This is a genomic window from Duganella sp. Leaf126 (assembly GCF_001423125.1).
Lineage (GTDB): Bacteria > Pseudomonadota > Gammaproteobacteria > Burkholderiales > Burkholderiaceae_D > Rugamonas.
Map to the genome: position 1 here is coordinate 376821 of NZ_LMNW01000031.1, position 22965 is coordinate 399785.

The following is a 22965-nucleotide window of genomic DNA, read 5'->3' on the forward strand; positions in this document are numbered from 1 at the left end:
CTGTCCGGTAAAGCGAGATCGAGGACATGATGGATTACTTCAAAAACACTTTCTTCACTCCAGCGCTCAAATGGGTCGCCCTGTCGTGTCTTATCGGCGTCCTGGCCGGTAGCGCCTCGGCCGCCTTCCTGTGCGCACTCGACGCCGTCACGCAGTGGCGCGGCCAATACCGCTGGCTGATCTGGCTGCTGCCGGCAGCAGGCATGTTGGTGGCCTGGCTGTACCGCCGCTACGGTGCCGGCAGCGACGCCGGCATCAACCTGCTGCTGAAGGAGACCCGGGTGCCGCAACAGACCGTGCCGCTGCGGCTGGCGCCGCTGGTGCTGTTCGGCACCCTGACCTCGCACCTGTTCGGCGCCTCGGTCGGGCGCGAAGGCACGGCCGTGCAGATGGGCGCAGCGCTGTCCGACCAGTTGAGCAAACTGTTGCGGGTGAACCACCACACCCGCACCGTGATCGTCATTGCCGGCATGGCGGCCGGTTTTGCCTCGCTGTTCGGCACACCGGTGGCCGGCGCTGTCTGGGCCATCGAGGTGGTGGCGCTCTCGGGCATGGCGGCCGGCGCCCTGCTGCCCTGCCTGCTCTCGGCCGTGATCGCCAACGTGGTCGCGCTCATGCTCGGCGCGCACCACGTCCATTATGCGGCCGGCGCCATGCCCGCGCTGGGCTGGATGCCGCTGCTGCTGGTGGCCGCGTCCGGCGTGGTGTTCGGCCTGGTGGCGCGCGGCTTTTGCGGCGCCATCCACGGGCTGGCGGCGCTGTTCCGGCGCCATGTCGCCAATAGCCTGCTGCGCCCGCTGATCGGCGGGGCGGCGATCGTGATGTTTGCCATGACCGTAACCAATGCCGACCGCTACCTGGGCCTGGGCCTGCCGGTGCTGCAGGCGGCGTTCTCGGGCCAGGTTCTGCCCCAGGATTTTCTGGCCAAGCTGGGCTTGACCGCCTGGTCGATCGCCAGCGGTTTCAAGGGCGGTGAAGTGACGCCGCTGTTTTACGTCGGCGCCACATTAGGCCACGTGCTGGCGCCGCTGCTGCACCTGCCGCCGCCGTTCCTGGCTGCAGTGGGCCTGGCCGCCGTCTTTGCCGGCGCGGCGAACACGCCGCTGGCCTCCACCGTCATCGCCATCGAACTGTTCGGCATCGACATCGGCGTGTATGCAGCGCTGGGCTGCGCGGCCAGCTACCTGGTGTCTGGCCGGCACGGCATCTATGCGGCGCAGCGCCTGCTGTATCCGAAGCTGAAGGTCTAAGCACCGCACGCTTGATATGCGCCGGCATTCTGCCGCGCACGCTCCGCATAATGGCCAGACCACACCCGCGGAGCCCTCCCATGACCATCAACGATTGGCCGAAACACCAGCGTCCGCGTGAACGCCTGATCCGCGATGGCGCCGGTGCGCTGTCCGATGCCGAACTGCTGGCGATCTTCCTGCGCGTGGGCGTGCGCGGCGCCGACGCCGTCCAGCTCGGCCAGCATGCGATGCACCACTTCGGCTCGCTGCAGCGCCTGTTCGGCGCCACCCTGCCCGAATTTTCCGCCATCAACGGCCTGGGGCCGGCCAAGTTCGCCCAGCTGCAGGCGGTGATGGAACTGGCGCGGCGCGCCATGCTCGAGGAAGTGCGCAGCGCCACCACGCTGGCCTCGCCGCAGGCCGTCAAGCAATACCTGCGCCTGCTGCTCAACGGCCGCAGTTTCGAATCGTTTTATGTCGTGTTTCTGGACGTCAAAAATCGCGTGCTCGATGTCAAGGAACTGTTCCGGGGCACGCTGACCCACGCCAGCGTCTATCCGCGCGAGGTGGTCAAGGAGGCGCTGGCGCGCAATGCGGCCAGCGTGATGCTGGCCCATAACCATCCGTCCGGTACGCCGCACCCGAGCGAGGCCGATGTGCGGCTGACCAGGTCGCTGACACAGGCGCTGGCGCTGGTCGATATCCGCGTGCTCGACCATTTTGTGGTGGCCGGACAGCATGTCCATTCGTTCGCCGAGCATGGCCAATTATAGGTTTACCCCTGCTGGCTCAAGGGCTTAGCCCCAATTGTTAAATTTTATGAGAAATCCATGACACCATTGTTTTTCACAAGTCATTGAATATCCTAAGTTTTTTGGATATACTCTTGTTTTTCCAATTGTGGAATGTCTTTTAAGGAGTGCGTTATGGCACGTGTTTGCCAAGTTACTGGGAAGAAGCCGATGGTCGGCAACAATGTTTCCCACGCAAACAACAAAACCAAGCGTCGTTTCCTGCCTAACCTGCAGAACCGTCGTATTTTTGTTGAATCTGAAAACCGCTGGGTCTCCCTGCGTCTGTCCAACGCTGGCCTGCGCGTCATCGACAAGGTAGGCATCGATGCCGTCCTGTCCGACATGCGCGCCCGTGGCGAAAAAGTCTAATTAGGGAGCTACCATGGCAAAAACTGGCCGCGACAAAATCAAGCTGGAATCGACCGCAGGTACTGGTCACTTCTACACCACCACCAAAAACAAGCGCACCATGCCTGCAAAAATGGAGATCATCAAGTTCGATCCTAAAGCACGCAAGCACGTCGCTTACAAAGAAACCAAGATCAAGTAATCAGCGATCGCGGTGTTCCGAAAAACCACCTGCGGGTGGTTTTTTTTCGCCGGTACCGTGGGTCGGGGCGAAAAAAAACCCCGCTGTGCGCGGGGTTCGGTACGACGGGGATGCTTACGCGTAGCTGCGCAGGCGCAGCGAAAACTCTTGCAGCGACTTGATGCCCGACGCTTCGGCGCGGTTGCACCAGTCCTGCAGCTTGTGCAGCAGCTGCTCGCGCGTAAAGTGCGAACGCTCCCAGATCACGCCCAGTTCCACGCGCATCGTGTGCATGGTTTCCAGCGCCTTGCTGTGCTGGAACAGCTCGACCAGTTGCTCCTGCTGTGGCGCAGCCAGCTTGCCCGGTTCGCGCTGCAGCAGCTTGCGCGACGATTTCAGGAAGCGCGATTCGAGCTGGGCCTTCTGCTTCAGGTGCTCGCGCTCTTCCTTCCACGCCGACTTGACCGACTTCGCATACTTGGCCATCACGTCGTAGCGGTTGGCGATGACCGACGCCAGCGTGTCGAAGTCCGCTTCGATTTTGCCCTTGGCGAACTTCGGCGCCGGCGCGCGGCGCTTGACCTTGGCCAGGCCCAGCATTTCCAACGCCCGGATATAACCCCAGCCGATGTCGAACTCGTACCACTTGGACGACAGCTTGGCCGAAGTGGCAAACGTGTGGTGGTTGTTGTGCAGCTCTTCGCCGCCGATCAGGATGCCGAACGGGATGATGTTGGTGGCGGCGTCGCTGCAGTCGTAGTTGCGGTAGCCCCAGTAGTGGCCGATGCCGTTGATGATGCCGGCGGCAGTGACCGGAATCCACAGCATCTGCACGGCCCACACGCTGATGCCGATCACGCCGAACAGCGCGAAGTTAATGAACAGCAGCGCCACCACGCCGGCAGCGGAATGACGCGTATACAGATTGCGCTCGATCCAGTCGTCGGGCGTGCCGTGGCCATATTTTTCCATGGTTTCCAGGTTTTTCGATTCAGCGCGGTACAGCTCGGCGCCTTCCCAGAAAACCTTCTTGATGCCGCGGGTTACCGGGCTGTGCGGGTCTTCCTCGGTATCGCACTTGGCGTGGTGCTTGCGGTGGATCGACGCCCACTCCTTGGTCACCTGGCCGGTGGTCAGCCACAGCCAGAAGCGGAAGAAGTGGCTGGGAATCGCATGCAGCTCGAGCGCGCGGTGCGCCTGGTGGCGGTGCAGGTAAATCGTCACGCTGGCGATGGTGATGTGGGTCACGATCAGCGTGTAAAAAAACACTTCCCAGGCACTCAGGCGGGTCACACCATTGGCCAGAAAATCCAGTACAGCATGTAAACTCAAGCTCATTCTCCAAAAGAGGCCTGCCAGGCCACGGGGCGAAACCGCCAACATTGCCCTTTACATCAGGCGCGAAAAATCGATCTGTCTAACGGACAGCACGATATTGTACGATGATTTGGGGGCAAATTGCCGTTGCCGGCCGGCGATTGCCGCCCAAGTTTTCAGCACGCTGGTGCCGAAACCACGACTAGGCCTGGGTCTCGTGCTCGGGCGGCACGCCGGGGATGCGCATTTCACGGGCCGGGAACGGCACCAGCACATGGTTTTCCTTGAGCGCACGCCAGATCGCCCGGTTCACGTCCGAGGTCACGCCGCCCCGGCCTTTCTCCGGATCGTTGATCCAGAAGCTCAGCTGCAGGTCCAGGCCGTCGGCGCCGAACGCCACCAGCGTGGCCGACGGTCCCTTGTCCTGCAGCACGCGCGGCACCGTGCGCGCGGCATCCTCGAGCAGCTTGAGCACCATGTCGACGTCGGTTTCGTAGGCCACCGACACCTTGGTTGAAATATTGACCATGCTGTTGGACAGCGACGAATTCTGCACCGCGCCCGACACCAGCATTTCGTTGGGCACGATCGACTCCATGCCGTCGAGGCCTTGCAGCACCGTGTAGCGGGTATTGATCTGCGTGACGCGGCCGCTGTACTTGTCCACCGTGATCATGTCGCCGATGGTCAGGCTGCGGTCGAGCAAGATCACGAAGCCCGACACGTAGTTGCTGGCGATTTTCTGCAAGCCCAGCCCCAGGCCCACGCCGAGCGCGCCGCCGAACACCGACAGCACGGTCAGGTCGATGCCGACCAGCGACAGGCTCAGCAGCACCGCCACCAGGATCAGCAGCGCACGCGCCGTGCGCGACACCACCACCCGCAGGTTGGTGTGCATGCCCTGCATTTTCATCAGCCATTCTTCAAGCGCGGTGCCGGCCCACAGCGCCAGCATCAGCATTACCACCACCGAGATGGCAGCCTGCAAAATGTCGGCCACCGACACCTTGTATTTACCGAGCGGCAGCACGGTGTGATCGAGGAAGTAGAACACCTCGTCCCACAAGCCGGTGATGTAGAGCACGTAGGTAACCCACACCAGCAGCTGGAACACTTTTTCGAACGAGATCATGCCGGGGCTGATCTCGCGGCGGCGCGCGAATACCCGACGCAACAGGTAGAACGTAAACCGGATCGCCGCCAGCGCGCCGAAGATCGGCATTGCCACGTTGATCAGGGCAGTGTGCGGCATGTACTGGCGCAGCACCAGCCGCGACAGCCACAGCAGGCACATGATGGCGAGCGGTCCCATCACGCGACCGAAACTCTCGACACCGAAACGGGCGACGTTGCCTTGCGTCTCGCGGCGCCCGTAGCGGTTGCGCACCAGCCTGGCCAGGGTCCAGCCCAGCACGACGCAGGCCACGATGGCGCCCAGCTGCCACACCAGCAAGATGTTCTTGAAGTCGCCGGTAATATCGTCGATCAGTTTGAGCAGCGGCTGTTGTGAGGTCATCGTCGGGTCTGTGGTTTGGCGGGATAGTGCCGGACAGGGCTGCGCCCTGCCCGGACGTGGTGTTTACGCGTCGGCCGGCGCGGCGTCGTCCTGTACCGGCGCCGCCTTCTTGGCCATCGGCTTGCGCTCGAACACGGCAGCAAAGAAGCCATCGGTCTGGTGCTTGTGCGGCAGCAGCTTGAGGAATTCGCCGGTGTCGAGGTCGATCTTCTGCTCGGCCAATACCTTGTTCATCGGCACCAGTTCGAAGTCCGGGTGGCTGGCCAGGAACTGCCGGGCGATCACGTCGTTTTCATCGTCGAGGAAGCTGCAGGTGGCGTACACCAGGCGGCCGCCGCCCTTGAGCAGGCGGGCGGCGCCGTCCAGGATGGCGGCCTGCTTGGTCTGCAGTTCGGCGATGGCGCCTTCCTGCTGGCGCCACTTGACGTCGGGATTGCGGCGCAGGGTACCGAGCCCCGAGCATGGCGCATCGACCAGTACGCGGTCGATCTTGCCGGCCAGGCGCTTGATCTTGGCGTCGCGCTCGTGCGCGATCAGGACCGGGTGGACATTGGACAGGCCGCTGCGCGCCAGGCGTGGCTTGAGCTTGGACAGGCGCTTCTCCGACACGTCGAACGCGTACAGGCGGCCAGTGTTGCGCATGGTGGCGCCCAGCGCCAGCGTCTTGCCGCCGGCGCCGGCGCAAAAGTCCACCACCATTTCGCCGCGGCGGGCGCCGACGATGGCCGACAGGATCTGGCTGCCCTCGTCCTGCACCTCGATGTGGCCATCCTTGAACAGCGGCAGGTTCTGCAGCTGCGGCTTTTGCAGCACGCGCAGGCCCAGCGGCGCAAATGGCGTCGGCGTGGCGCGGATCGGCGCTTCGGCCAGTGCCGCGATCACGTCGTCGCGGTTGGCCTTGATGGCGTTGACGCGCAGGTCCAGCGGCGCCGGCTGGTTCATGCCGTCGGCCAGCAGCAGGGTTTCTTCTTCCCCCAGCTGCGCGACCAGCTTGTCGAACAGCCACTTGGGCATGTTCGAACGGCTCGACTTGTGCATCACCTTGCGGTCGATCTGCAGGATGCGCGCGACCCACTGCACTTCGTCCTCGGTCAGGCCGCCGAGCGACTCGAGCCCGACCGCGTCGGCCATGCCCAGCAGCGTCAGGCGGCGCATGGTGGCGCCGCCGCCCGCTTCGGAAAAGTCGGTATAGAACGATTTGTTGCGCAGCACGTTATACACGCACTCGGCGATGGCGCCGCGCTCGCGGCCGCCCAGGCGCGGGTGGTCCTTGAAGTAACGCGACAGCGTGGTGTCGGCAGGCGCGGCAAAACGCAAAATCTCGCGCAACACTTCTTCGGCGTTGGCGAGTATCGCTGGAGGCAATCTCATGAAAATCCTTGGTTAATGATTCAGCGGTCTACGAGGCTTCGAGGACCGGGTTATGTTCTTGCATCATCGTCAGCCTGCCATCGAGCACCGCGCGCACCGCCTGCGGGTAGAGCCGGTGTTCCTGCACCAGCACCCGCGCCGACAGCGTCTCGGGCGTATCGCCCGGCAGCACCGGCACGCGCGCCTGCGCCACGGCCGGGCCATGGTCGAGTTCAGCAGTGACGAAGTGCACGGTTGCGCCATGTTCGGTCACGCCGGCCGCCAGCGCCTGCGCATGGGTGTGCAGGCCGGGGAACAGCGGCAGCAGCGACGGGTGGATGTTGAGCATGCGCCCCGCATAATGGTCGACGAAGCCCGGCGTCAGGATGCGCATGAAGCCGGCCAGGACCACCAGGTCGGGCGCGAAGCCGTCCACCACGGTTTGCAGCGCCGCGTCGAACGCTTCGCGGCTGGCGTAATCCTTGTTCGAGACCACGGCCGTCGCAATGCCGTGCGCTGCGGCAAATGCCAGCCCGCCGGCATCGGCACGGTTGCTGATCACGGCGGCAATCCGGGCCGGCCAACGCTCGGCCTGCGCCGCGCGCACGATCGCTTCCATGTTGCTTCCGCGACCTGAAATAAGGATGACGATGTTTTTCATAGGCCGACATTGTACCTTGTCCACACGGACCGGACCAGAAAATGCCGCCGCCGGAGGCGCTGATGTTGCAGCGCAGCATGCACCTGCCCGCCTGCTGCGAGGCGGGCCGCTGGCTTACTCGAACGAGTAAAACACGCGGAACGGCACCTCCCGCTCGGCCCAGTAATCGGCCGCGTCGCGGAACACATCGAGCAGGGTTTCCCGTGCTTCCTTGTCAAATTTTTGGGCGTTCGGCAATTGCTCCAGCACCACCAGAAAACCTTCCTGGTGACCGGCGCCGGCCATGGTGGCGGTCAGCGTCTCGCGCAGTGCGTCGAAATTCTTGCCTACCCCCTTAGGGAACCTGAACGATTCGGCAATCAGGCCCAGCACCTGCTGCTTGGTGGCCCCGGCAAGCGGGTGCGCGTACAGGAAGTGGTGGCCGAGACGCGCGGCCTCGTCCTGCAATTCCGTGACGCGGAAGGCGCGGATCGACTGCACGAGGTTGGCCGGCACGCTTGCCAGCAAGCTCTCGTTTCCCTCGATTTGACCAGGTATGTACGGTGTGTCCACTTTGCTGTCGGAAGTGCCTAACTTGTGAATTAATGAATAAATAATTTGAGCACCTGTCCACTTGACACGGCCGGCGGGTCGGTGCCGACCGTGGTCGATTCAATATGTATTTGAATCCCATACGCTCATTAGGGTAACGTGTTGTTCCTTCCAGATCAACACGAAGTTGATTCATGGTGCATTATTTGTTAAAACTGGAACCGCCAGCGCGCATTTCAGGCCGAATTGGGCACAGTGGCCGGCGCACCGGATCATGGCCCGCTGTTACAATTTGTTGCCACAGATACCAGCAAGCCACTGGTCCGCGCCGGGTAACGGGTCTACCATACAGGCATGCGTCCTGGAATTCCCGACACGCAACACCGACAGTCCACACTAAGAGGTATCAAGATGAGCCTGCACACCAAACTGATCGCGGCAGCCCTGTGCGCCAGCGCCCTGCCGTTTGCCCAGGTGGCCAACGCTGCCGATTTCGAAGATTACGGCCGCGTGGTGAACGTGACCCCGCAGGTCGAGCAGATCAACCGTCCGCGCCAGGAATGCCGTACCGAATATGTGCAGGTCCAGCAGCCGCCACCACAGCGCAATGTCGGCGGCGCCATCATCGGCGGCCTGCTCGGCGGCCTGGCCGGTAACCAGGTCGGTGGCGGCAGCGGCCGCTCGGTGGCCACCGCTGCGGGCGCCATCGCCGGCGCCGTGATCGGCGACCGCACCGAGAACGCCAACGTGCCCAACAGCGGCGGCTACCAGGAGCAGCAGGTCAAGCAGTGCCGCACCGTCGACCACTGGGAATCGCGCACCTCGGGCTACCAGGTGACGTACGAATACCGTGGCCGCAACTACACGGACGTGATGTCCTACGACCCGGGCGAGCGCCTGCGCCTGCGCGTGGCGATCGAACCGATGCAGCGCTGATGGTGTCGATGCAGCGGACGATACCGCCCGTCTGTTGAGCAAAGCCGGCCCGCGTGGCCGGCTTTGCCGTTTTTGGCTTGCCGCACCCGGCGCCCAGGCCGGATAATGGCGGCTTACTTTCGCCGCGCCCCATTGTCCTTGTCATGTTAATCAAACGTAAATCCATCGAAAAAGAAGAATCGTCGCGCCCGGCGCGCAAGCCCAAGTTTGCGCCCGTGACGCTGTCCGAGCAGGACGGCGTGCGTTACCTGCATTTCGGTACCGAGTGGGTGCAAGGCGCGATGCGTATCCGCAAGCCCAACTGGCCGGAACTCGAATACGCCCAGCAGATGATGGCAGCCATGCTGTGGCTGGAACAGCCGCGCCACATCGTCCAGCTGGGCCTGGGCACGGCTGCGCTGACCAAGTGCAGCTATACCACCTTCCCCGACGCTACCGTTACGGCAGTGGAGCTCAATCCGTCGGTGATCGCCATCTGTGCATCGATGTTCAAGCTGCCGCCGAACGACGACCGCCTGCGCGTGCTGGAGCTGGACGCGCTCGAGTTCGTCACCGATGACGCCAATGCCGATACCATCGACGTCCTGCAAGTGGACCTGTACGACGCCACCGCGCGCGGCCCGGTGCTCGACAGCGCCGAGTTCTACCAGGCGTGTAACCGCTGCCTGCGCGACGATGGCATCATGACGGTCAACCTGTTCGGCGACCACCCGAGCTATGCGCGCAACATCAAGGCCATCAAGTTCGCGTTCGCGCAGGTGATCTGCCTGCCGGAAGTCCACGACGGCAACGTGGTGGCGATCGCCTTCAAGCGCGCCCGCGCCCTCGACCCCGAGGCGCTGGCCGCGCTGGCCGCGCGCGCCGCGCAGATCCAGGCCGCAACCAAGCTGCCGGCCAAGTCGTGGGTCAAGGGCATCGCGGCCAGCCTGGCAAAGTAAGGGAATGACGAAGCAATGACGTAAAGGGACCTCGAAAAACCGTAGCGAGCGGCCTGATATCGTCTTGAGTAGCGCAAGCGTACGGAGGTACGCTGAGCAACGGAGAGGCGATAGCGGGTCGCGCAGTAGGTTTTACGAGGTTCCCTTAACTGCAGCAGCGGCGCCGGAACGGTCCGGCGCCGAGACGTGGGAGCCCAGCATGTCCGCACCGCTCGACCTGCAAGACATCTATCACTGGCTGGTGGCCGACGGCATGGTGCGCAAGAGCGAGGTCAACACGCTTTATGCGCACAGCCAGGCCATCATGAAGAACAGCCCGATGCATCCGCTGTGCGCGGTGGCGCATGGCAAGCTGCTGTCGGCGCTGCCGCCGCACAAGCTGCTCACGCTCGACGCGCTGTGCGAGTGGATGGCGCGGCGTCACCAGCTGCCCTTCATCCGCATTGATCCGCTCAAGATCGATTTCACCAGGGTGGCCGACGTCATGTCCGCCAGCTACGCGGCGCGCTTCCACATCCTGCCGGTGGAACTGACGCCGGACACGCTGGTGGTGGCCACCGCCGACCCCAACGCCACCGAGTGGGAAGCGGAAATCGCCCGGCTGTCGCGGCGCGCCGTGCGCCGCGTGATCGCCAACCCGCTCGACATCGCCCAGTACACGACGCAGTTCTTCAGCCTGGCCAAGTCGATCAAGAAGGCCAACAAGAGCAACAGCAACGAGCTGGCGCTGCGCAACAACTTCGAGCAGCTGGTGGAGCTGGGCAAGGCCAGCAAGCAGGTCGATGCCAACGACCAGCACGTGATCAACATCGTCGACTGGCTGTGGCAATACGCGTTCGAACAGCGCGCGTCCGACATCCACCTCGAACCGAAGCGCGACCTGGCCTCGATCCGCTTCCGCATCGACGGCGTGCTGCACCAGGTGTACCAGGTGCCGGCAGTGGTGATGATCGCCATGACCGCGCGCATCAAGCTGCTCGGACGCATGGACGTGATCGAAAAGCGCCGGCCGCAGGACGGCCGCATCAAGACCCGCACCGCCGGCGGCCAGGAAGTGGAGCTGCGCCTGTCCACGCTGCCCACGGCCTTCGGCGAAAAACTGGTGATGCGCATCTTCGATCCCGACGTGGTGGTCAAGACCCTGCCCGAACTGGGCTTCCCGGACGACGACGCCGCACGCTGGGACGCCCTCACCCGGCGTCCGCACGGCATCATCCTGGTGACCGGCCCCACCGGTTCGGGCAAGACCACCACCCTGTACACCACGCTCAAGGCGCTGGCCACGTCGGAGGTCAACGTGTGCACGGTGGAAGACCCGATCGAGATGGTGGAGCCGGCCTTCAACCAGATGCAGGTGCACCCGGCCATCGACCTGACCTTTGCCGACGGCGTGCGCGCGCTGATGCGGCAGGACCCGGACATCATCATGGTCGGCGAGATCCGCGACCTGGCCACGGCCGAAATGGCGATCCAGGCCGCGCTGACCGGCCACCTGGTGCTGTCCACGCTGCACACCAACGATGCGCCGTCGGCCGTGATGCGCTTACTGGAACTGGGCGTGCCCTACTACCTGCTGGAGGCGACGCTGATCGGCATCATGGCGCAGCGCCTGGTGCGCACGCTGTGCGAGCACTGCAAGGCGCCCGACGGCGAACTGGCCGACGACCTGTGGCACAGCCTGGGCGGCGCCTGGCAGCTGCCCAAGCCGGCCGCCATCTACCGCGCGGTCGGCTGCGCCGAGTGCCGCCAGACCGGCTACCGCGGCCGCACCGGCCTGTACGAGCTGCTGACCGTGACCGGCCCGTTCGGCGAACAGATCCGCGCAACCACCGACCTCCACGCGCTGCGCCGCCAGGCCATCGCCGACGGCATGAAGCCGCTGCGCATCGCCGGCGCGCTGAAGATCGCCGAAGGGGCGACCACGGCCGACGAAGTGTTGAAGGCGACAGCGGCGCTGACCGCGCGTTAGGCAGCAAAAAAAACCCTTGGCACCTGCGGGGCAGGCTGTATATAATACGGCCTCTTTCGGGGGTCGTTAGCTCAGCTGGTAGAGCAGCGGACTTTTAATCCGTTGGTCGCAGGTTCGAATCCCGCACGGCCTACCACCGAATTTTGGCAGCATCAGATCAAGGTTACCCGCATTGCGCGCGTAGCCTTTTTTTGTCTCCGCACGCAAGTGCACACCGCCCGATGCCGATCACCCTCACCCACCTGTTCTGCAAGCCCGCGCGCGGCCAGCCGGTCGTGGCGCAGGACAGCATGACGCTGACCGCCGGCATGGGCATCGGCGGCGACATCCACGCCCACCAACTCAGTCCGCGCCAGGTGCTGGTCACGCTGGCGTCGCAGCTGGACGCCCTGCAGCTGGCGCCGGGCGCGCTGTCCGAAAACCTGGTGCTCGACGGTGCGGCGCCCGAGGACTTTCGCCCCGGCAGCGCCATCGTCAGCGGCGACGTCGAAATCCGTCTGACGATGTACTGCGAGCCGTGCCAGCGCATCGCGCCGCTGGTGGGCCGGCCCGCGGCCGTGATCGGACGGCGCGGCATCCTCGGCGTGGTGGTGCGCGGCGGCACGCTGCGCACGGGCGATGCGGCTGCGCTGATCGCCAACCGCTACGCGCCGCTGCCGGAATCGGTACAGCAAAAATTCTGCGACTTTGTCGCCGCCATTCCGGCCGGGCGCGTGGTGCGCTACCGCGATGTGACGCTGGCCATCGGCGTCGATGACAGCTTCGTGCGCGCCCTGCCCGGCTACATCCGGCGCAACCTCGCGCGCGGTCTGCCATTGCACCGCATCGTCAACGGCCGCGGACAATTGCTGGCGGCGCTGCCGCAGCAGGCCGCGCTGCTGGCCGCCGAAGGTGTGCCGTCGCCAGGCGGCGCGGTCGATCTGGCGCGCCACCTGTGGCAGGGTTGACGACGCGGGGCGGGTCAGCACGGCTGGGGGTGCGATGCCGACCAGGCGCTGCCCGCTGAACGTAGCCGATTGAGCGTGGCCGATCGAGCGCGACCAACCAGGCAGCGCCGACAGGCGTGACCGACTGCGGGCGGCCGACCGCGCCTGTCGATCAGCCGCGGCCGACTTGGCGCAGCGACTCGTCGCGGCACAAGCCGGCAGCGCCGCGCCACTGCCTGACGCTAGCGCCAGCCAACCGTACCGAGCTGCCGGCCACTTCGCTCATCGTCACGTGCAGCAGCTGGGCGTTCCCATGTCCTCGCCCTGGACGATATGGCGCAGCTGATTGAGCGCAGCTGACCAGGCGAGATTCAGGCCGGCAGCGCCGCGCCGCTGCCTGACGCCGCATCGAGCCAGCGCACGGCGCCCGCCACCCGTACCGAGCTGCCGGCCACGTCGCTCATCGTCACATGCAGCAGGCTCGGTGTGCCCATGTCCTCGCCCTGCACGATGTCGATGGCGCCGCCGTGCGGCCAGCCGATGTCGCGCAGGGTACCGGCCAGCGCTGCGGCGGCGGCGCCCGTTGCCGGGTCCTCGTACACGCCGCCGGAGGCGAACGGATTGCGCGCATGGAAGCGCTGCGCCGACTCCGCATGCACGAGCGCGATGGTGGCCAGTCCATGCGCGCGCATCAGGTCGCGGCCTGCCGCCAGCTCGTACCGCATGGCCCGCAGCCGCTCGCGGCTGGCCAGCGCCAGCACCAGGTGGCTGGCGCCGCCGTTGGCCAGGGCCGGGGCGATGCGCGCATCGAGATCGTCCGCGCGGTAGCCGAACAGCGCCAGCGCTGCCTGCGTCAACGCTGGCGGCGCTGGCGTGCTGGCGGTCGGCGGCGATTGCAGCGCGGCCGTGGCCGTGTCGCCATCGACGGCGCCTTCGACCGTGATGTGCGCGTGGTTGGTTGCCAGCGCAAACACGCCGCCGCCCTCCTGCCGCGCCAGCACGGCGCCGAGGGCGATGGTGGCATGACCGCAAAACGGCACTTCGCCGTCCGGGGCGAAATAGCGCACGCGCCAGCCGCCGGCGTCAGCCGGTGCGGCAAACACGGTTTCCGAGTAACCGAGTTCGGTGGCCAGGCGCTGCATGGTGGCGTCGTCGGGCAGCGTGGCGGCGACCAGCACGCCGGCCGGATTGCCGCCCTGGCCATTGCTGGTGAACGCCGCCACCTGGTGAATATTGCTGAGGGTATGCATCGATGATTCCTTGGATTGTTCGGGGCGCTGCTGGAGACGGGACCAATTGACAGCCCCGACAGTATTGGTCACTATCGCTGTTTAACTTTTCAGTAGGCGATCGTGTTCATGACTATACCGCGACTTTCCGTTCTTGCCCTGGTCCTTGCCAGCGCCCTTGCAGGCCCTGGCGCCGTGCAGGCAGCCCCGGACGCTGGCAACGCTGCCCCGGCCAAACACGCCATCACCCACGAAGACGTGTGGCTGATGAAGCGCGTCGGTGCACCGGCGGTGAGCCCGGACGGCAGGTGGGCGGTGTTTGCCGTCACCGATCCTGCCTACGACAGCAAGGAGCAATGGTCGGACCTGTGGATCAAGTCACTGACCGACGACAGCGCACCACGGCGCCTGACCTTCAGCAAGGGCGGCGAAAGCGCCGTCAACTGGTCGCCGGACAGCCGCCAGCTGGTCTTCACGGCCAAGCGCGACGGCGACGACGTCGCCCAGATCTACCGCATCGACATCGCCGGCGGCGGCGAAGCCCAGCGCCTGACCACGCTCACGCTGGGCGCCCGCACGCCCAGGTTCAGCCCGGACGGCAAGCAGCTGCTGTTCGTCAGCGATGTCTTCCCCGGCGCCGCCGGCGAAGCAGACAACCAGCGCATCGCCAAGGAACGCAAGGACCGCAAGTACACGGCGCGCGCCTACGAGCGCTTCCCGCCGCGCTATTTCGACAAGTGGCTCGACGACAAGCAGGTGCGCCTGTTCGTGATGGAGGCCGCCGCCGGCGCCCGGCCGCGCGACCTGCTGACCGGGACCCGGCTGGCGCAGCTGCCCGGCTTTGGCGGCGGCCAGGGCGACGACGGCCAGTCGCTCGACGCCGTCTGGTCCGAGGACGGCAAGACGGTGGTCTTCACCGCGTCCACCAACCGCGACGAGGCGGCGCGCGCTGCGGGCTATACCCAGATCTTCGCGGTGCCGGCAGCCGGCGGCGAAGCGCAGCAGCTCACGCAGGACAAGCACAGTTACAAGGCGCTCAAGTTCAGCAGCGACGGCAAGACCCTGTTCGCGCTGACGGAGGAAGAAGCGCCGGGCAAGGTGTACGACGTCACGCGCCTGGCCAGCCTGGCCTGGCCGGTCACCAGCCCGACGCCGACCATCCTGACCGCCACGCTCGACCGCTCGATCTCGCGCTACGCCCTGCCCGACGGCGCCCGGCGCATCGTGTTCAGCTACGAGCACGCGGGCCTGGAACAGCTGCATTCGATCCGCTACGACGGCAGCGACCTGCGCGCGGAAAGCTCGCCGGCCACCGGCACCATCGGCGCCTTCGCGACCGGCGGCAAGGCCGTGGTGGGCGTGTGGGAATCGTCGATCAACCCACCGGAAGTGTATGCGTTCAACGGCACACCCAAGCGCCTGACGTCGTTCAACGTAGACCGTGCGGCCGCCATCGACTGGCAGGCGCCCGAGCATTTCTGGTTCAAGGCCAGCGACGGCCGCATGATCCACAACATGCTGATCAAGCCGGCCAGTTTCGACCCGGCCAAAAAATATCCGCTGTTCGCGGTGATCCACGGCGGCGCCGCCAATATGTGGCGCGACCAGTTCGTGCTGCGCTGGAACTACCACCTGCTGGCCAAGCCGGGCTACGTGGTGCTGCTGACCGACTACAAGGGCTCGACCGGCTACGGCGAGGAGTTCGCGCGCGCGATCCAGGGCGATCCGCTGAAAGGGCCGGCCGACGAACTGAACGAGGCGGTCGACCAAGCCGTCAAACGTTACAGCTTCATCGACGGCAGCAGGCTTGCCGCCGGCGGCGCCAGCTACGGCGGTCACCTGGCCAACTGGCTGCAGGCCACCACCACGCGCTACAAGGCGATCGTCTCGCACGCGGGCGAGATGGACCTGGTCATGCAATGGGGCAGCAGCGACAGCATCTATGGGCGCGAAGTCAACAGCGGCGGCCCGGTCTGGGACAACTTGCCCGTGTGGCGCGAGCAGAGCCCCGTCATGCAGGGCGGTAACCACGCCAAGGGCACCGGTTTCACCACGCCGATCCTGATCTCCGTAGGCGAGCTCGACTATCGCGTCCCCGCCAACAACGCCCTGATGAACTTTGCCACCCAGCAGCGCTTGAATGTGCCAAGCAAGCTGCTGGTCTTCCCCGACGAAAATCACTGGATCCTGAAAGGCGAAAACAGCCGCTACTTCTACAGCGAAGTCTACCAGTGGCTCGCCAAATACCTGAAGTAAGTACCTTCAGAGGCAGCTCCGACCTCTGGCCACGCGCGCCGCGCTCAGCGCTGGTCGCGCAGGTCCCGTCCGCTTGCCAAGCGCATAAAAAAGGGGCCGGTATCACCGGCCCCTTTGTTCATGCAGGCTGCTGCGGTTTATTTCACGCGCAGCGCGTTTTGCACGTCGTTGACGCCTTTGACACTGCGCGCCACGGTGGCAGCTTTGTCAGCTTCGGCCTGCGATGGCACGAAGCCGCTCAGCGAGACGTTACCGTTGTTGGTTTCTACCTTGACGTCCAGCGATTTCAGCGATGGCTCGGCCATCAGTTCGGTCTTGATCTTGGTGGTGATCACGGAGTCGGCCACGGCGTCCTTGGCCAGCTCGGTTTTCGAACGGGCTTCGCAGCTGGCCTTGTCGGTGCCGGTCATGTTGTTGCAGTTGATGCCGGTCTGGGCAATGTCGGCAGCCTGTTTGCCAGCCTTGGCATCGTTGATGGCAGCAGTTTGCTGCATCTTGGCGGTGCTCTTGCAGCTGTCCTTGTTGGCGCCGGTCATGGCGTCGCATTTTTCTTCGTCGAGGTCATAGCGGGCATCGGCCACGGCGATGCGGGCTTTTTCCAGCGAGTTCTTGTCGTTCTTGTACTTGGTGGTGGCGTCCAGCTCGGCCAGTTTCTGGTCCAGCTTGGCTTGTTCTTCGCAAATATCCTTGGCGTTGCCCGATTGCGCATTGCAAGCGGATTTGGCCGATTTGTAGCTGGCTTCGGCGCGGTCGGTAGCGTTTTTGTAGGCGACCGTATCGGTTTTCGGGGTGGCAGCGAAGGTCATGCTGGTGGCGCTGGCCAGTACCAGGAAGAGCAGCTTGTTCATGATATGTCCCTCTGTTGTGGTGGTTGACGGACACATTAAACCGCGCTGCCGCCAGCATCTCTGTGCGGAAACGTACGAAATTGACATGGTGACGAGTTCGCAACGGAACCCGGATCACTACTCGCCGCGCGCCAGTCCCTGGCGCCACACGCTGCCCGCCTGGTCGAACAGCGACAGCCTGCTGTCGAAGACCGCGCCGGTCGGCGCCAGCTGCAGCCAGGCCATGGTGCCGTGCGAACCGCCGGCTACCTCGTCTGCCGCGACCGCCGCGGCGGCACTGGTCACGCCGGCGGTCGATGGCGCCCGTACCTGCCGCATCCAGGCTGCCACGTCGGCGTAATGCTCGGGGTGGCGCTGCTGGGTCCAGGCCAGCGCCACCAGGTCGGCAAAGCCCTCTTCGCGCCGGGTGTCCTGCAGCGCGCGCGCCGGCTGGGCGCTATTTTGGGAGAAGCCCGACGGCGTCTGGTGCCAGGCGCCTTGCGCGTAGCGCCAGCAGTGCGCGATTTCGTGGGCGAACATGGCTTCGATCATCAAGGCGCGCTGGGCATCGGCAACGCTGCCCAGGATGTCCTCTGCCTGCGGATTGCCGCGCAGGGACAGCACCAGCTTGCAGCGGCCGTCCTGGTAACCGAGCGCGACCGGCACATCGTCGGCCTGTGCCCGGGGCTGGACCGTGATGTCGACCGGCAGCCGCAAAGCCTGTTTGGCGTACGTGATGACCGGCAGACCGGCCGTCAGCCAGCGGGTTTCCATCGCAGTCAGCTCGGCGGCAAAGGCTTGACTGCAGGACAACATCAGCAGGGAAATGAGTGTGCGCTTGATCATGGTGGCGACTCCTTGATCAAAACTGTAGCACGCAGGACGCAATAATTATTGCTTTGTAGAAGGCCTTACAACACTAAATTATTACGTAGGCAAACAGGAATGTTTACGGTTTTAAAACGGGTGGCGCGCACCGTGTTGCGCCGCTTTGCGACGTGCCGCGCGCCCCCTGCCTGCGCTTATTTTGCCAGCAAGCTGTCGGCGGTCCTGAACTGGGGCCGGATATCGTTCGGCACCGATTTCATCTTGTCGAGCGCCTTCTGCACGTCGGGCCGGATCAGCACGTATTGGGTCATCATCTCCTTGGCGCGGGCGTAATCGCCGGTGGCCTCGATCATCAGGAACTCGCGGTCGAGGTCTTTCACCGCTGCCTTGATGCGGGCGAAGTCCACCGAGAACGTACCGTCGCCATGCGAGACGAAACCGCCCTTGTCGAGCAGGTAGTTGACCTGGATCGCCATGCCGCGCGCGTGCGAGTCGGTCAGGCCGAAGTGCAGCGTGCGGAACGCCGACGCCAGGAAGGTCGTGTACAGCTTGCGCTCGGCCGCCTCGCCCTGCCCCAGCGTGTCGTTCAGCTGGCCCTTGGTCATCATCACGTCCAGCACATACAGGCCGGTGATGTCGGCTTTCGCTTCCTCGATGGTGGAATAGGTGTCCTTCAGGTCCTGGCGCGGGGTCGAGGCCTTGCCGTCGACGGTGGTGGCGTGGGGCCCCAGGCCGTGGGTGATCTCGTGGGCCAGGATGTGGGTGAAGAACGCGTCGAAATCGACATCCTTCTGGTCGGCAGGCCTGAGCACCAGCGTCGCGATCGGCGTCAGCGTGGCCTTGAATTTCGCTTCCTGCACATTCTTGAGCATCACGCGCTTGGAGCCGCGCTGGCTGATGATGCGCTCGTCGTTGGGCAGGTTGTAGGCGGCCGTCTGCACGCCCATGTTGCCGTCGCCGGCGCCATACACCTGGTTGACCACCACCATCGGCGCAATCGCCCCCACCTTCGGGTTGCGGTACTGGGCGTCGAGCGGCAGGCTGTCTTCGAGCTCCTGCATGTGGCGCGCGAAGAAGTCGAGCTTTTGCGTCTCCTGCTGGTCGCGGATGTTCACGTAGGCCTCGAACGCAGCCTTGAAGCCGAACAGTTCGTCGTTATACGTTTCGTACGGGCCGATGGTGACGTCCACCGGCGCATCGAGATCCATCCAGGCGAAGTCGGACGCCAGGTAGTCGTTGCTGAGGAAGGCATCGGCGCGCAGGTCGAGGAATTTTTTCAGCGACGCGTTGTCGGTGGCGGCAGCGGCCTGCCTGAGCAGCGCGGCAGCTTTTTCCAGTTCCGCCTTGTATTCGACCGAGTACGGCACGGTGGTGAACTGGCCGCCGGCGGTGCGACGGATCGCCGTGAAGAACCACTGCGCCTGCGACTTGTCGATGGCCGGCAAGGCGTTCATCCAGGTATCGAGCTGGGTCTTGGTGGCGTCGTCGGGATAGAAGCTGCCGCCTTCGGGCTTTTTCGCAGGAACCCGGATGCCGCCGATCTGCTCCGGCAGGAACGACTGGTGGTCGTCGAGGATGGACCAGGGTCCCTTGTTGAGCCAGAAGTAATCGAGGCGGGCCTTGCCCAGCGGCGTCCTGTCTTTTTTCAGCGCGGCCCACAGCGCTTCGTTGCCGGACCAGCGCTGGCGCAGCTGCAGCACGTCGATGATCTTGGCCGCCTCGATCAGCTTGACGATGGCCTTCTTGTCGCCGGCCGACAGCTTGCTGGTGTCGGCCGTCAGCGCGACCGGGGCGTAGCGCTGGCTCATCTTATTCAGGTCGGCCAGGGTGGCGGGGGCGGCGTGGACGGTGGTCGCTACGGCCATCGCCATGGCCAGCGGGAGCAGGATTTTTTTCATTCGAACCTCGGGTGAAGTGAGGTCCGTATTGTAAATTGTAAATTGCCGCCCTGCGCGGCGGTGCGCCGCATGCAGGGCGGCGGCAATCCGGGCCGCTTACTTTGCCACGGCGGCCAGCTGTGCCGAAGGCTGCCAGCCGGCGCCCAGCGAGCGCGCCACCGCCACCGCTGCCAGCAGGCGCTGGGTGTTGATCTGCACCGCGGCGCGGTCGGCCGCCAGCGCGCTGCGCTGGGCGTCGGTCACGTCCAGGTAGGTCGAGATACCGCGCTCGTAACGGGCGCGCGCCACCAGGTAGCCACGCGCAGCAGCGGTCTGCGAAGCTGCCTGCGCTTCGCCCTGCTGCTGGCGTTCCTGCACGTCCGACAGCGCGTCTTCCACCTCGCGCAGCGCCGTCAGCAGCCGGCCTTCGTGGTTGGCCACCGCTTCCGCATAGCGCGCCTTGGCGATCGCCAGGTTGGCCTTGTTGCGGCCACCGTCGAAGATCGGCAGCGACAGCGCCAGCGGACCGGCGCTGAACTGGCGCGCGCCGCTATCGCCGAGGTTGCGCAGCGCTTCGGACGCGTAACCGAAGTTACCGGTCAGCGAGATCGACGGATAGAACGCGCCTTCGGCCACGCCGATCTGCGCATTGGCGGCGCGCAGGGCGGCGACGCTGCCAGCGAGGTCGGGGCGCTGCGACAGCAGGCTGGCCGGCAGGCCGACGGGAATGGCCGGCGGCGCCGGCAGCACGGCCGGCGTGGCGCTCGCGGCGGTCAGCAGCGCGGAAGGCGACGCACCGACCAGCGTGGCCAGCTGGTGCTCGACCAGGTTGCGCTGGCGCTGCACTTCGTGCAGGTCGGCCCTGGCGTTGGACAGTTCGATGCGAGCGCGCGAGACATCGAGTTCGTTGGTCAGGCCGGCGTCGAACCGGGCGGTGACCAGCTGCTCGCTTTCGCGGCGGGTGTCGAGCGCGCCGTTCAGGATCGCCATTTCGGCGTCCAGCCCGCGCAGCTGCCAGTAGGCGGTCGCCAGTTGCGACGACAGCATCAGCAGCACGCCGTCGCGGTCCGCTTCGGCGGCCAGCGCCTGGGCGTCGGCCGCTTCGACCATGCGCCGCACGCGGCCGAGCAGGTCGAGCTCATACGAGAAATTGGCGCCGACCTCGTAGTTGTTCCCCTTGATCGAACGCCCGCCCAGCGCAATGCCCTGCGCGGTTTCGGCCGAGCTGCGCGTGTTCGACACCGAGGCGCCCACGCCCAGCGACGGACGCTCGCTGGCGCGCGACAGGCCGGCCTGCGCCTGCGCCTGCACCAGGCGCTGCGCTGCCGCCTTGACGTTCGGGTTGTCGCGCAGCGCCGCTTCCTCGAGGCGGTTCAGGGTCGGATCGTTGAACACGGTCCACCACTGGGCCGGCAGATGCGCGGCCGTGCTGCCTGCCTGCGGCAGGTGCCGGAACGACGCGTCCTTGACGTTTTCCGGCGTGCCGAAATCGGTGCCGACCGTGGTGCAGCCAGCCAGGGCTGCGGTAATGGAAACAGCGAGCGCGAGGCGCTGCAAAGCTGAATGGAACATGGAATACCTCACAAAATTTTTTGGATTAATGCGCGCCGCCGCCACCACCCGAAGGGGCTTTGACCTTGTCCGAGAACCACAGCACGCCGATGCAGGCAAACAGCACCATCGCTACCAGGAAGAAGCCGTCGTTATAGGCCATCACGAACGACTCGCGCCGCACGATGCCATCGACCGCCTTGAGCGCCATGTTCGATGCGGTGTCGGCATCGAAACCCTGGCCGACGAACGACTGCGTCAGCGCAGCCAGCCGCTCCTGCGTGGCGGCCGCAAAGCCGGTCACCGATTCGCCCAGGCGCTGCGAGTGGAAGTGCTCGCGCGAAGTCAGCGCGGTGGCCAGCAGGGCGATGCCGATCGAGCCGCCCAGGTTGCGGGTCATATTGATCAGCGACGAAGCCGACGCCATGTCGCGGGGCTGGATGCCGTTCATGGCGAAGTTCGACAGCGTCAGCATCACGAACGGCTGGCCCAGCGCGCGCACGACCTGCGACAGCAGCAGCTGGTCGTAGCCGGTGGTGGCGTCCATGTGGGCGTTCATCAGGCACGAACCGCCGAACAGCAGCAGGCCGAACGTGCACAGGATGCGGTTGTCGATCTTGGACGACAGCTTGGCCACGAACGGCATGATGAACAGTTGCGGCAGGCCGGACCACATGATCACTTCGCCGATCTGCATCGGCGAGTAGCCGGGAATCTGGCCCAGGTACAGCGGCAGCAGGAACGACGAGCCGTACAGGCCCATGCCCATCGCCATCGACAGCGCCGTGGCGGCGGCAAAGTTACGCTGGCCGTACAGGCCGAGATTGACGAACGGCTGCTTTTTCAGCACGCTGTTGACCACCCAGCCCAGCAGGCCGAAGATGGCCAGCGCGGCAAAGGTGATGATGAACGACGAGTCGAACCAGTCCTTGCTGTTGCCTTCTTCCAGGAAGATGGTCAGGCTGCCCAGGCCCACGGCCATGAAGAAGATGCCGCTCCAGTCGGCGCCGGCCAGCAGCGACGGCTGGTATTTTTCCTTGTCCAGGCCATAGGCGATACCAGCGATCAGCAGCAGGCCCGGCACCCAGTTCAGGTAGAAGATCGACGGCCAGCCATACAGCTCCGACAGATAGCCGCCCAGCGTGGGGCCCATCGACGGCGCCAACGTGGCGGTCAGGCCGAAGATGGCCATGCCGGCTGCGCGCTTGGACGGCGGCAGCTGCGTCATCACCAGCGTGAAGGCCATCGGTATCAGCGCGCCGCCGGTGAAGCCCTGCATCATGCGGAACACGATCATGCTCTCGAGATTCCAGGCGAAACCGCACAGGGTCGAGAACAGCAGGAACAGCACGGTGGAGCCGATCAGGTAGTTGCGGGTGCCGAACACGCGGGTAAACAGGCCGGTCATCGGGATCACGACGATCTCGGCCACCAGATAGGCGGTGGCGATCCACGAGCCCTCTTCCTGGGTGGCCGACAGCGAACCGAGGATGTCTTTCAGCGACGAGTTGGTGATCTGGATGTCGAGCACCGCCATGAAGGCGCCCAGCATGCCGGCAGCGATCGCGATCCAGGTGCGGGCCGTGACCTTTTCGGCCGGCGCCGGCGGCGCAGCGGCGGCGGAGGAAGCGGCGGGTGCGCCCTTCCCTGCCGTCCCCGACGCCGACGGATCGATAGTGGAACTGGCCATGGTGTCGT

General features: G+C 65.1%; 20 protein-coding genes and 1 tRNA gene. 10 read left to right on the forward strand and 11 right to left on the reverse strand.

The window, feature by feature from the left end; translation table 11 throughout:
• The first annotated feature begins 26 nt into the window (after positions 1–26).
• The 4 genes from ASF61_RS14990 to rpmG all read left to right on the forward strand — a co-directional run bounded on the left by ASF61_RS14990 (position 27) and on the right by rpmG (position 2576).
• On the forward strand, positions 27–1250 hold the full coding sequence (locus ASF61_RS14990) for a chloride channel protein (protein WP_056157208.1): 1224 nt from the start codon (positions 27–29) through the stop codon (positions 1248–1250).
• An 80-nt stretch (positions 1251–1330) separates the two neighbouring features.
• The gene (gene radC / locus ASF61_RS14995) at positions 1331–2005 is read left to right on the forward strand and encodes a DNA repair protein RadC (RefSeq protein WP_056157210.1); all 675 of its coding nucleotides are present in this window, start codon (positions 1331–1333) and stop codon (positions 2003–2005) included.
• A 153-nt stretch (positions 2006–2158) separates the two neighbouring features.
• On the forward strand, positions 2159–2395 hold the full coding sequence (rpmB, locus tag ASF61_RS15000; RefSeq protein ID WP_056157214.1) for a 50S ribosomal protein L28: 237 nt from the start codon (positions 2159–2161) through the stop codon (positions 2393–2395).
• Between the two features lie 13 nt (positions 2396–2408).
• Positions 2409–2576: a 50S ribosomal protein L33 gene (gene rpmG / locus ASF61_RS15005; RefSeq protein ID WP_056157216.1), complete on the forward strand. Its 168-nt coding sequence runs from the start codon at positions 2409–2411 to the stop codon at positions 2574–2576.
• Positions 2577–2690: 114 nt separating this feature from the next.
• On the opposite strand, the gene ASF61_RS15010 is transcribed toward rpmG, so the two are convergent.
• The 5 genes from ASF61_RS15010 to ASF61_RS15030 form a co-directional block, all read right to left on the reverse strand.
• Positions 2691–3893, reverse strand: coding sequence for a fatty acid desaturase (locus ASF61_RS15010; protein WP_056157218.1), 1203 nt, complete (start codon positions 3891–3893; stop codon positions 2691–2693).
• 181 nt (positions 3894–4074) lie between these two features.
• Complete coding sequence (locus tag ASF61_RS15015) at positions 4075–5388, reverse strand: mechanosensitive ion channel family protein (RefSeq protein ID WP_056157220.1); 1314 nt, start codon at positions 5386–5388, stop codon at positions 4075–4077.
• Between the two features lie 63 nt (positions 5389–5451).
• On the reverse strand, positions 5452–6759 hold the full coding sequence (locus tag ASF61_RS15020; protein ID WP_056157222.1) for an RsmB/NOP family class I SAM-dependent RNA methyltransferase: 1308 nt from the start codon (positions 6757–6759) through the stop codon (positions 5452–5454).
• Positions 6760–6787: 28 nt separating this feature from the next.
• Positions 6788–7399 carry a phosphoribosylglycinamide formyltransferase gene (gene purN / locus ASF61_RS15025; RefSeq protein WP_056157224.1) on the reverse strand — a complete coding sequence of 204 codons (612 nt, stop codon included), beginning with the start codon at positions 7397–7399 and terminating at the stop codon, positions 6788–6790.
• Between the two features lie 114 nt (positions 7400–7513).
• Positions 7514–7906 (reverse strand): barstar family protein, encoded by a 393-nt coding sequence (locus ASF61_RS15030; RefSeq protein WP_229205861.1) that lies wholly within the window; start codon positions 7904–7906, stop codon positions 7514–7516.
• Between the two features lie 435 nt (positions 7907–8341).
• Here ASF61_RS15030 and ASF61_RS15035 point away from each other — a divergent pair, with 435 nt between their 5' ends.
• The 5 genes from ASF61_RS15035 (at position 8342) to ASF61_RS15055 (ending at position 12720) form a co-directional block, all read left to right on the forward strand.
• Positions 8342–8866 (forward strand): glycine zipper 2TM domain-containing protein, encoded by a 525-nt coding sequence (locus tag ASF61_RS15035; protein WP_056157225.1) that lies wholly within the window; start codon positions 8342–8344, stop codon positions 8864–8866.
• Positions 8867–9009: 143 nt separating this feature from the next.
• Positions 9010–9804: a spermidine synthase gene (locus tag ASF61_RS15040; RefSeq protein WP_056157228.1), complete on the forward strand. Its 795-nt coding sequence runs from the start codon at positions 9010–9012 to the stop codon at positions 9802–9804.
• A gap of 199 nt (positions 9805–10003) precedes the next feature.
• Positions 10004–11773, forward strand: coding sequence for a GspE/PulE family protein (locus tag ASF61_RS15045; protein ID WP_056157230.1), 1770 nt, complete (start codon positions 10004–10006; stop codon positions 11771–11773).
• Positions 11774–11833: 60 nt separating this feature from the next.
• Positions 11834–11909, forward strand: a tRNA-Lys gene (locus tag ASF61_RS15050).
• Between the two features lie 85 nt (positions 11910–11994).
• A complete protein-coding gene (locus ASF61_RS15055) occupies positions 11995–12720 on the forward strand; it encodes an MGMT family protein (protein ID WP_056157232.1) in 726 nt (241 codons plus the stop codon).
• A gap of 350 nt (positions 12721–13070) precedes the next feature.
• Here the strand turns inward: ASF61_RS15055 and ASF61_RS15060 are convergent, their stop codons facing one another.
• A complete protein-coding gene (locus tag ASF61_RS15060) occupies positions 13071–13949 on the reverse strand; it encodes a PhzF family phenazine biosynthesis protein (RefSeq protein ID WP_056157236.1) in 879 nt (292 codons plus the stop codon).
• Between the two features lie 108 nt (positions 13950–14057).
• On the opposite strand from ASF61_RS15060, the gene ASF61_RS15065 reads away from it, so the two are divergent.
• Positions 14058–16184, forward strand: coding sequence for a S9 family peptidase (locus ASF61_RS15065; protein ID WP_056157238.1), 2127 nt, complete (start codon positions 14058–14060; stop codon positions 16182–16184).
• A gap of 137 nt (positions 16185–16321) precedes the next feature.
• On the opposite strand, the gene ASF61_RS15070 is transcribed toward ASF61_RS15065, so the two are convergent.
• The 5 genes from ASF61_RS15070 to ASF61_RS15090 all read right to left on the reverse strand — a co-directional run bounded on the left by ASF61_RS15070 (position 16322) and on the right by ASF61_RS15090 (position 22957).
• Entirely contained in the window at positions 16322–17032 is a 711-nt protein-coding gene (locus tag ASF61_RS15070) for a BON domain-containing protein (RefSeq protein WP_056157240.1), read from the reverse strand.
• A gap of 117 nt (positions 17033–17149) precedes the next feature.
• A complete protein-coding gene (locus ASF61_RS15075; protein WP_056157242.1) occupies positions 17150–17857 on the reverse strand; it encodes a hypothetical protein in 708 nt (235 codons plus the stop codon).
• 176 nt (positions 17858–18033) lie between these two features.
• Positions 18034–19737, reverse strand: coding sequence for a DNA mismatch repair protein MutT (locus ASF61_RS15080; RefSeq protein WP_056157244.1), 1704 nt, complete (start codon positions 19735–19737; stop codon positions 18034–18036).
• 96 nt (positions 19738–19833) lie between these two features.
• Entirely contained in the window at positions 19834–21288 is a 1455-nt protein-coding gene (locus ASF61_RS15085) for an efflux transporter outer membrane subunit (protein WP_056157246.1), read from the reverse strand.
• A 25-nt stretch (positions 21289–21313) separates the two neighbouring features.
• Positions 21314–22957, reverse strand: coding sequence for a DHA2 family efflux MFS transporter permease subunit (locus tag ASF61_RS15090; RefSeq protein ID WP_082491704.1), 1644 nt, complete (start codon positions 22955–22957; stop codon positions 21314–21316).
• Positions 22958–22965: the final 8 nt, after the last annotated feature.

What these genes read in the sequence shown, in the direction of transcription:
- ASF61_RS14990 (WP_056157208.1), top strand. Translation starts at nt 27, where the DNA reads ATGATGGATTACTTCAAAAACACTTTCTTCACTCCAGCGCTCAAATGG.
- radC (WP_056157210.1), top strand. Translation starts at nt 1,331, where the DNA reads ATGACCATCAACGATTGGCCGAAACACCAGCGTCCGCGTGAACGCCTG.
- rpmB (WP_056157214.1), top strand. Translation starts at nt 2,159, where the DNA reads ATGGCACGTGTTTGCCAAGTTACTGGGAAGAAGCCGATGGTCGGCAAC.
- rpmG (WP_056157216.1), top strand. Translation starts at nt 2,409, where the DNA reads ATGGCAAAAACTGGCCGCGACAAAATCAAGCTGGAATCGACCGCAGGT.
- ASF61_RS15010 (WP_056157218.1), bottom strand. Translation starts at nt 3,893, where the DNA reads ATGAGCTTGAGTTTACATGCTGTACTGGATTTTCTGGCCAATGGTGTG.
- ASF61_RS15015 (WP_056157220.1), bottom strand. Translation starts at nt 5,388, where the DNA reads ATGACCTCACAACAGCCGCTGCTCAAACTGATCGACGATATTACCGGC.
- ASF61_RS15020 (WP_056157222.1), bottom strand. Translation starts at nt 6,759, where the DNA reads ATGAGATTGCCTCCAGCGATACTCGCCAACGCCGAAGAAGTGTTGCGC.
- purN (WP_056157224.1), bottom strand. Translation starts at nt 7,399, where the DNA reads ATGAAAAACATCGTCATCCTTATTTCAGGTCGCGGAAGCAACATGGAA.
- ASF61_RS15035 (WP_056157225.1), top strand. Translation starts at nt 8,342, where the DNA reads ATGAGCCTGCACACCAAACTGATCGCGGCAGCCCTGTGCGCCAGCGCC.
- ASF61_RS15040 (WP_056157228.1), top strand. Translation starts at nt 9,010, where the DNA reads ATGTTAATCAAACGTAAATCCATCGAAAAAGAAGAATCGTCGCGCCCG.
- ASF61_RS15045 (WP_056157230.1), top strand. Translation starts at nt 10,004, where the DNA reads ATGTCCGCACCGCTCGACCTGCAAGACATCTATCACTGGCTGGTGGCC.
- ASF61_RS15055 (WP_056157232.1), top strand. Translation starts at nt 11,995, where the DNA reads ATGCCGATCACCCTCACCCACCTGTTCTGCAAGCCCGCGCGCGGCCAG.
- ASF61_RS15060 (WP_056157236.1), bottom strand. Translation starts at nt 13,949, where the DNA reads ATGCATACCCTCAGCAATATTCACCAGGTGGCGGCGTTCACCAGCAAT.
- ASF61_RS15065 (WP_056157238.1), top strand. Translation starts at nt 14,058, where the DNA reads ATGACTATACCGCGACTTTCCGTTCTTGCCCTGGTCCTTGCCAGCGCC.
- ASF61_RS15070 (WP_056157240.1), bottom strand. Translation starts at nt 17,032, where the DNA reads ATGAACAAGCTGCTCTTCCTGGTACTGGCCAGCGCCACCAGCATGACC.
- ASF61_RS15075 (WP_056157242.1), bottom strand. Translation starts at nt 17,857, where the DNA reads ATGATCAAGCGCACACTCATTTCCCTGCTGATGTTGTCCTGCAGTCAA.
- ASF61_RS15080 (WP_056157244.1), bottom strand. Translation starts at nt 19,737, where the DNA reads ATGAAAAAAATCCTGCTCCCGCTGGCCATGGCGATGGCCGTAGCGACC.
- ASF61_RS15085 (WP_056157246.1), bottom strand. Translation starts at nt 21,288, where the DNA reads ATGTTCCATTCAGCTTTGCAGCGCCTCGCGCTCGCTGTTTCCATTACC.
- ASF61_RS15090 (WP_082491704.1), bottom strand. Translation starts at nt 22,957, where the DNA reads ATGGCCAGTTCCACTATCGATCCGTCGGCGTCGGGGACGGCAGGGAAG.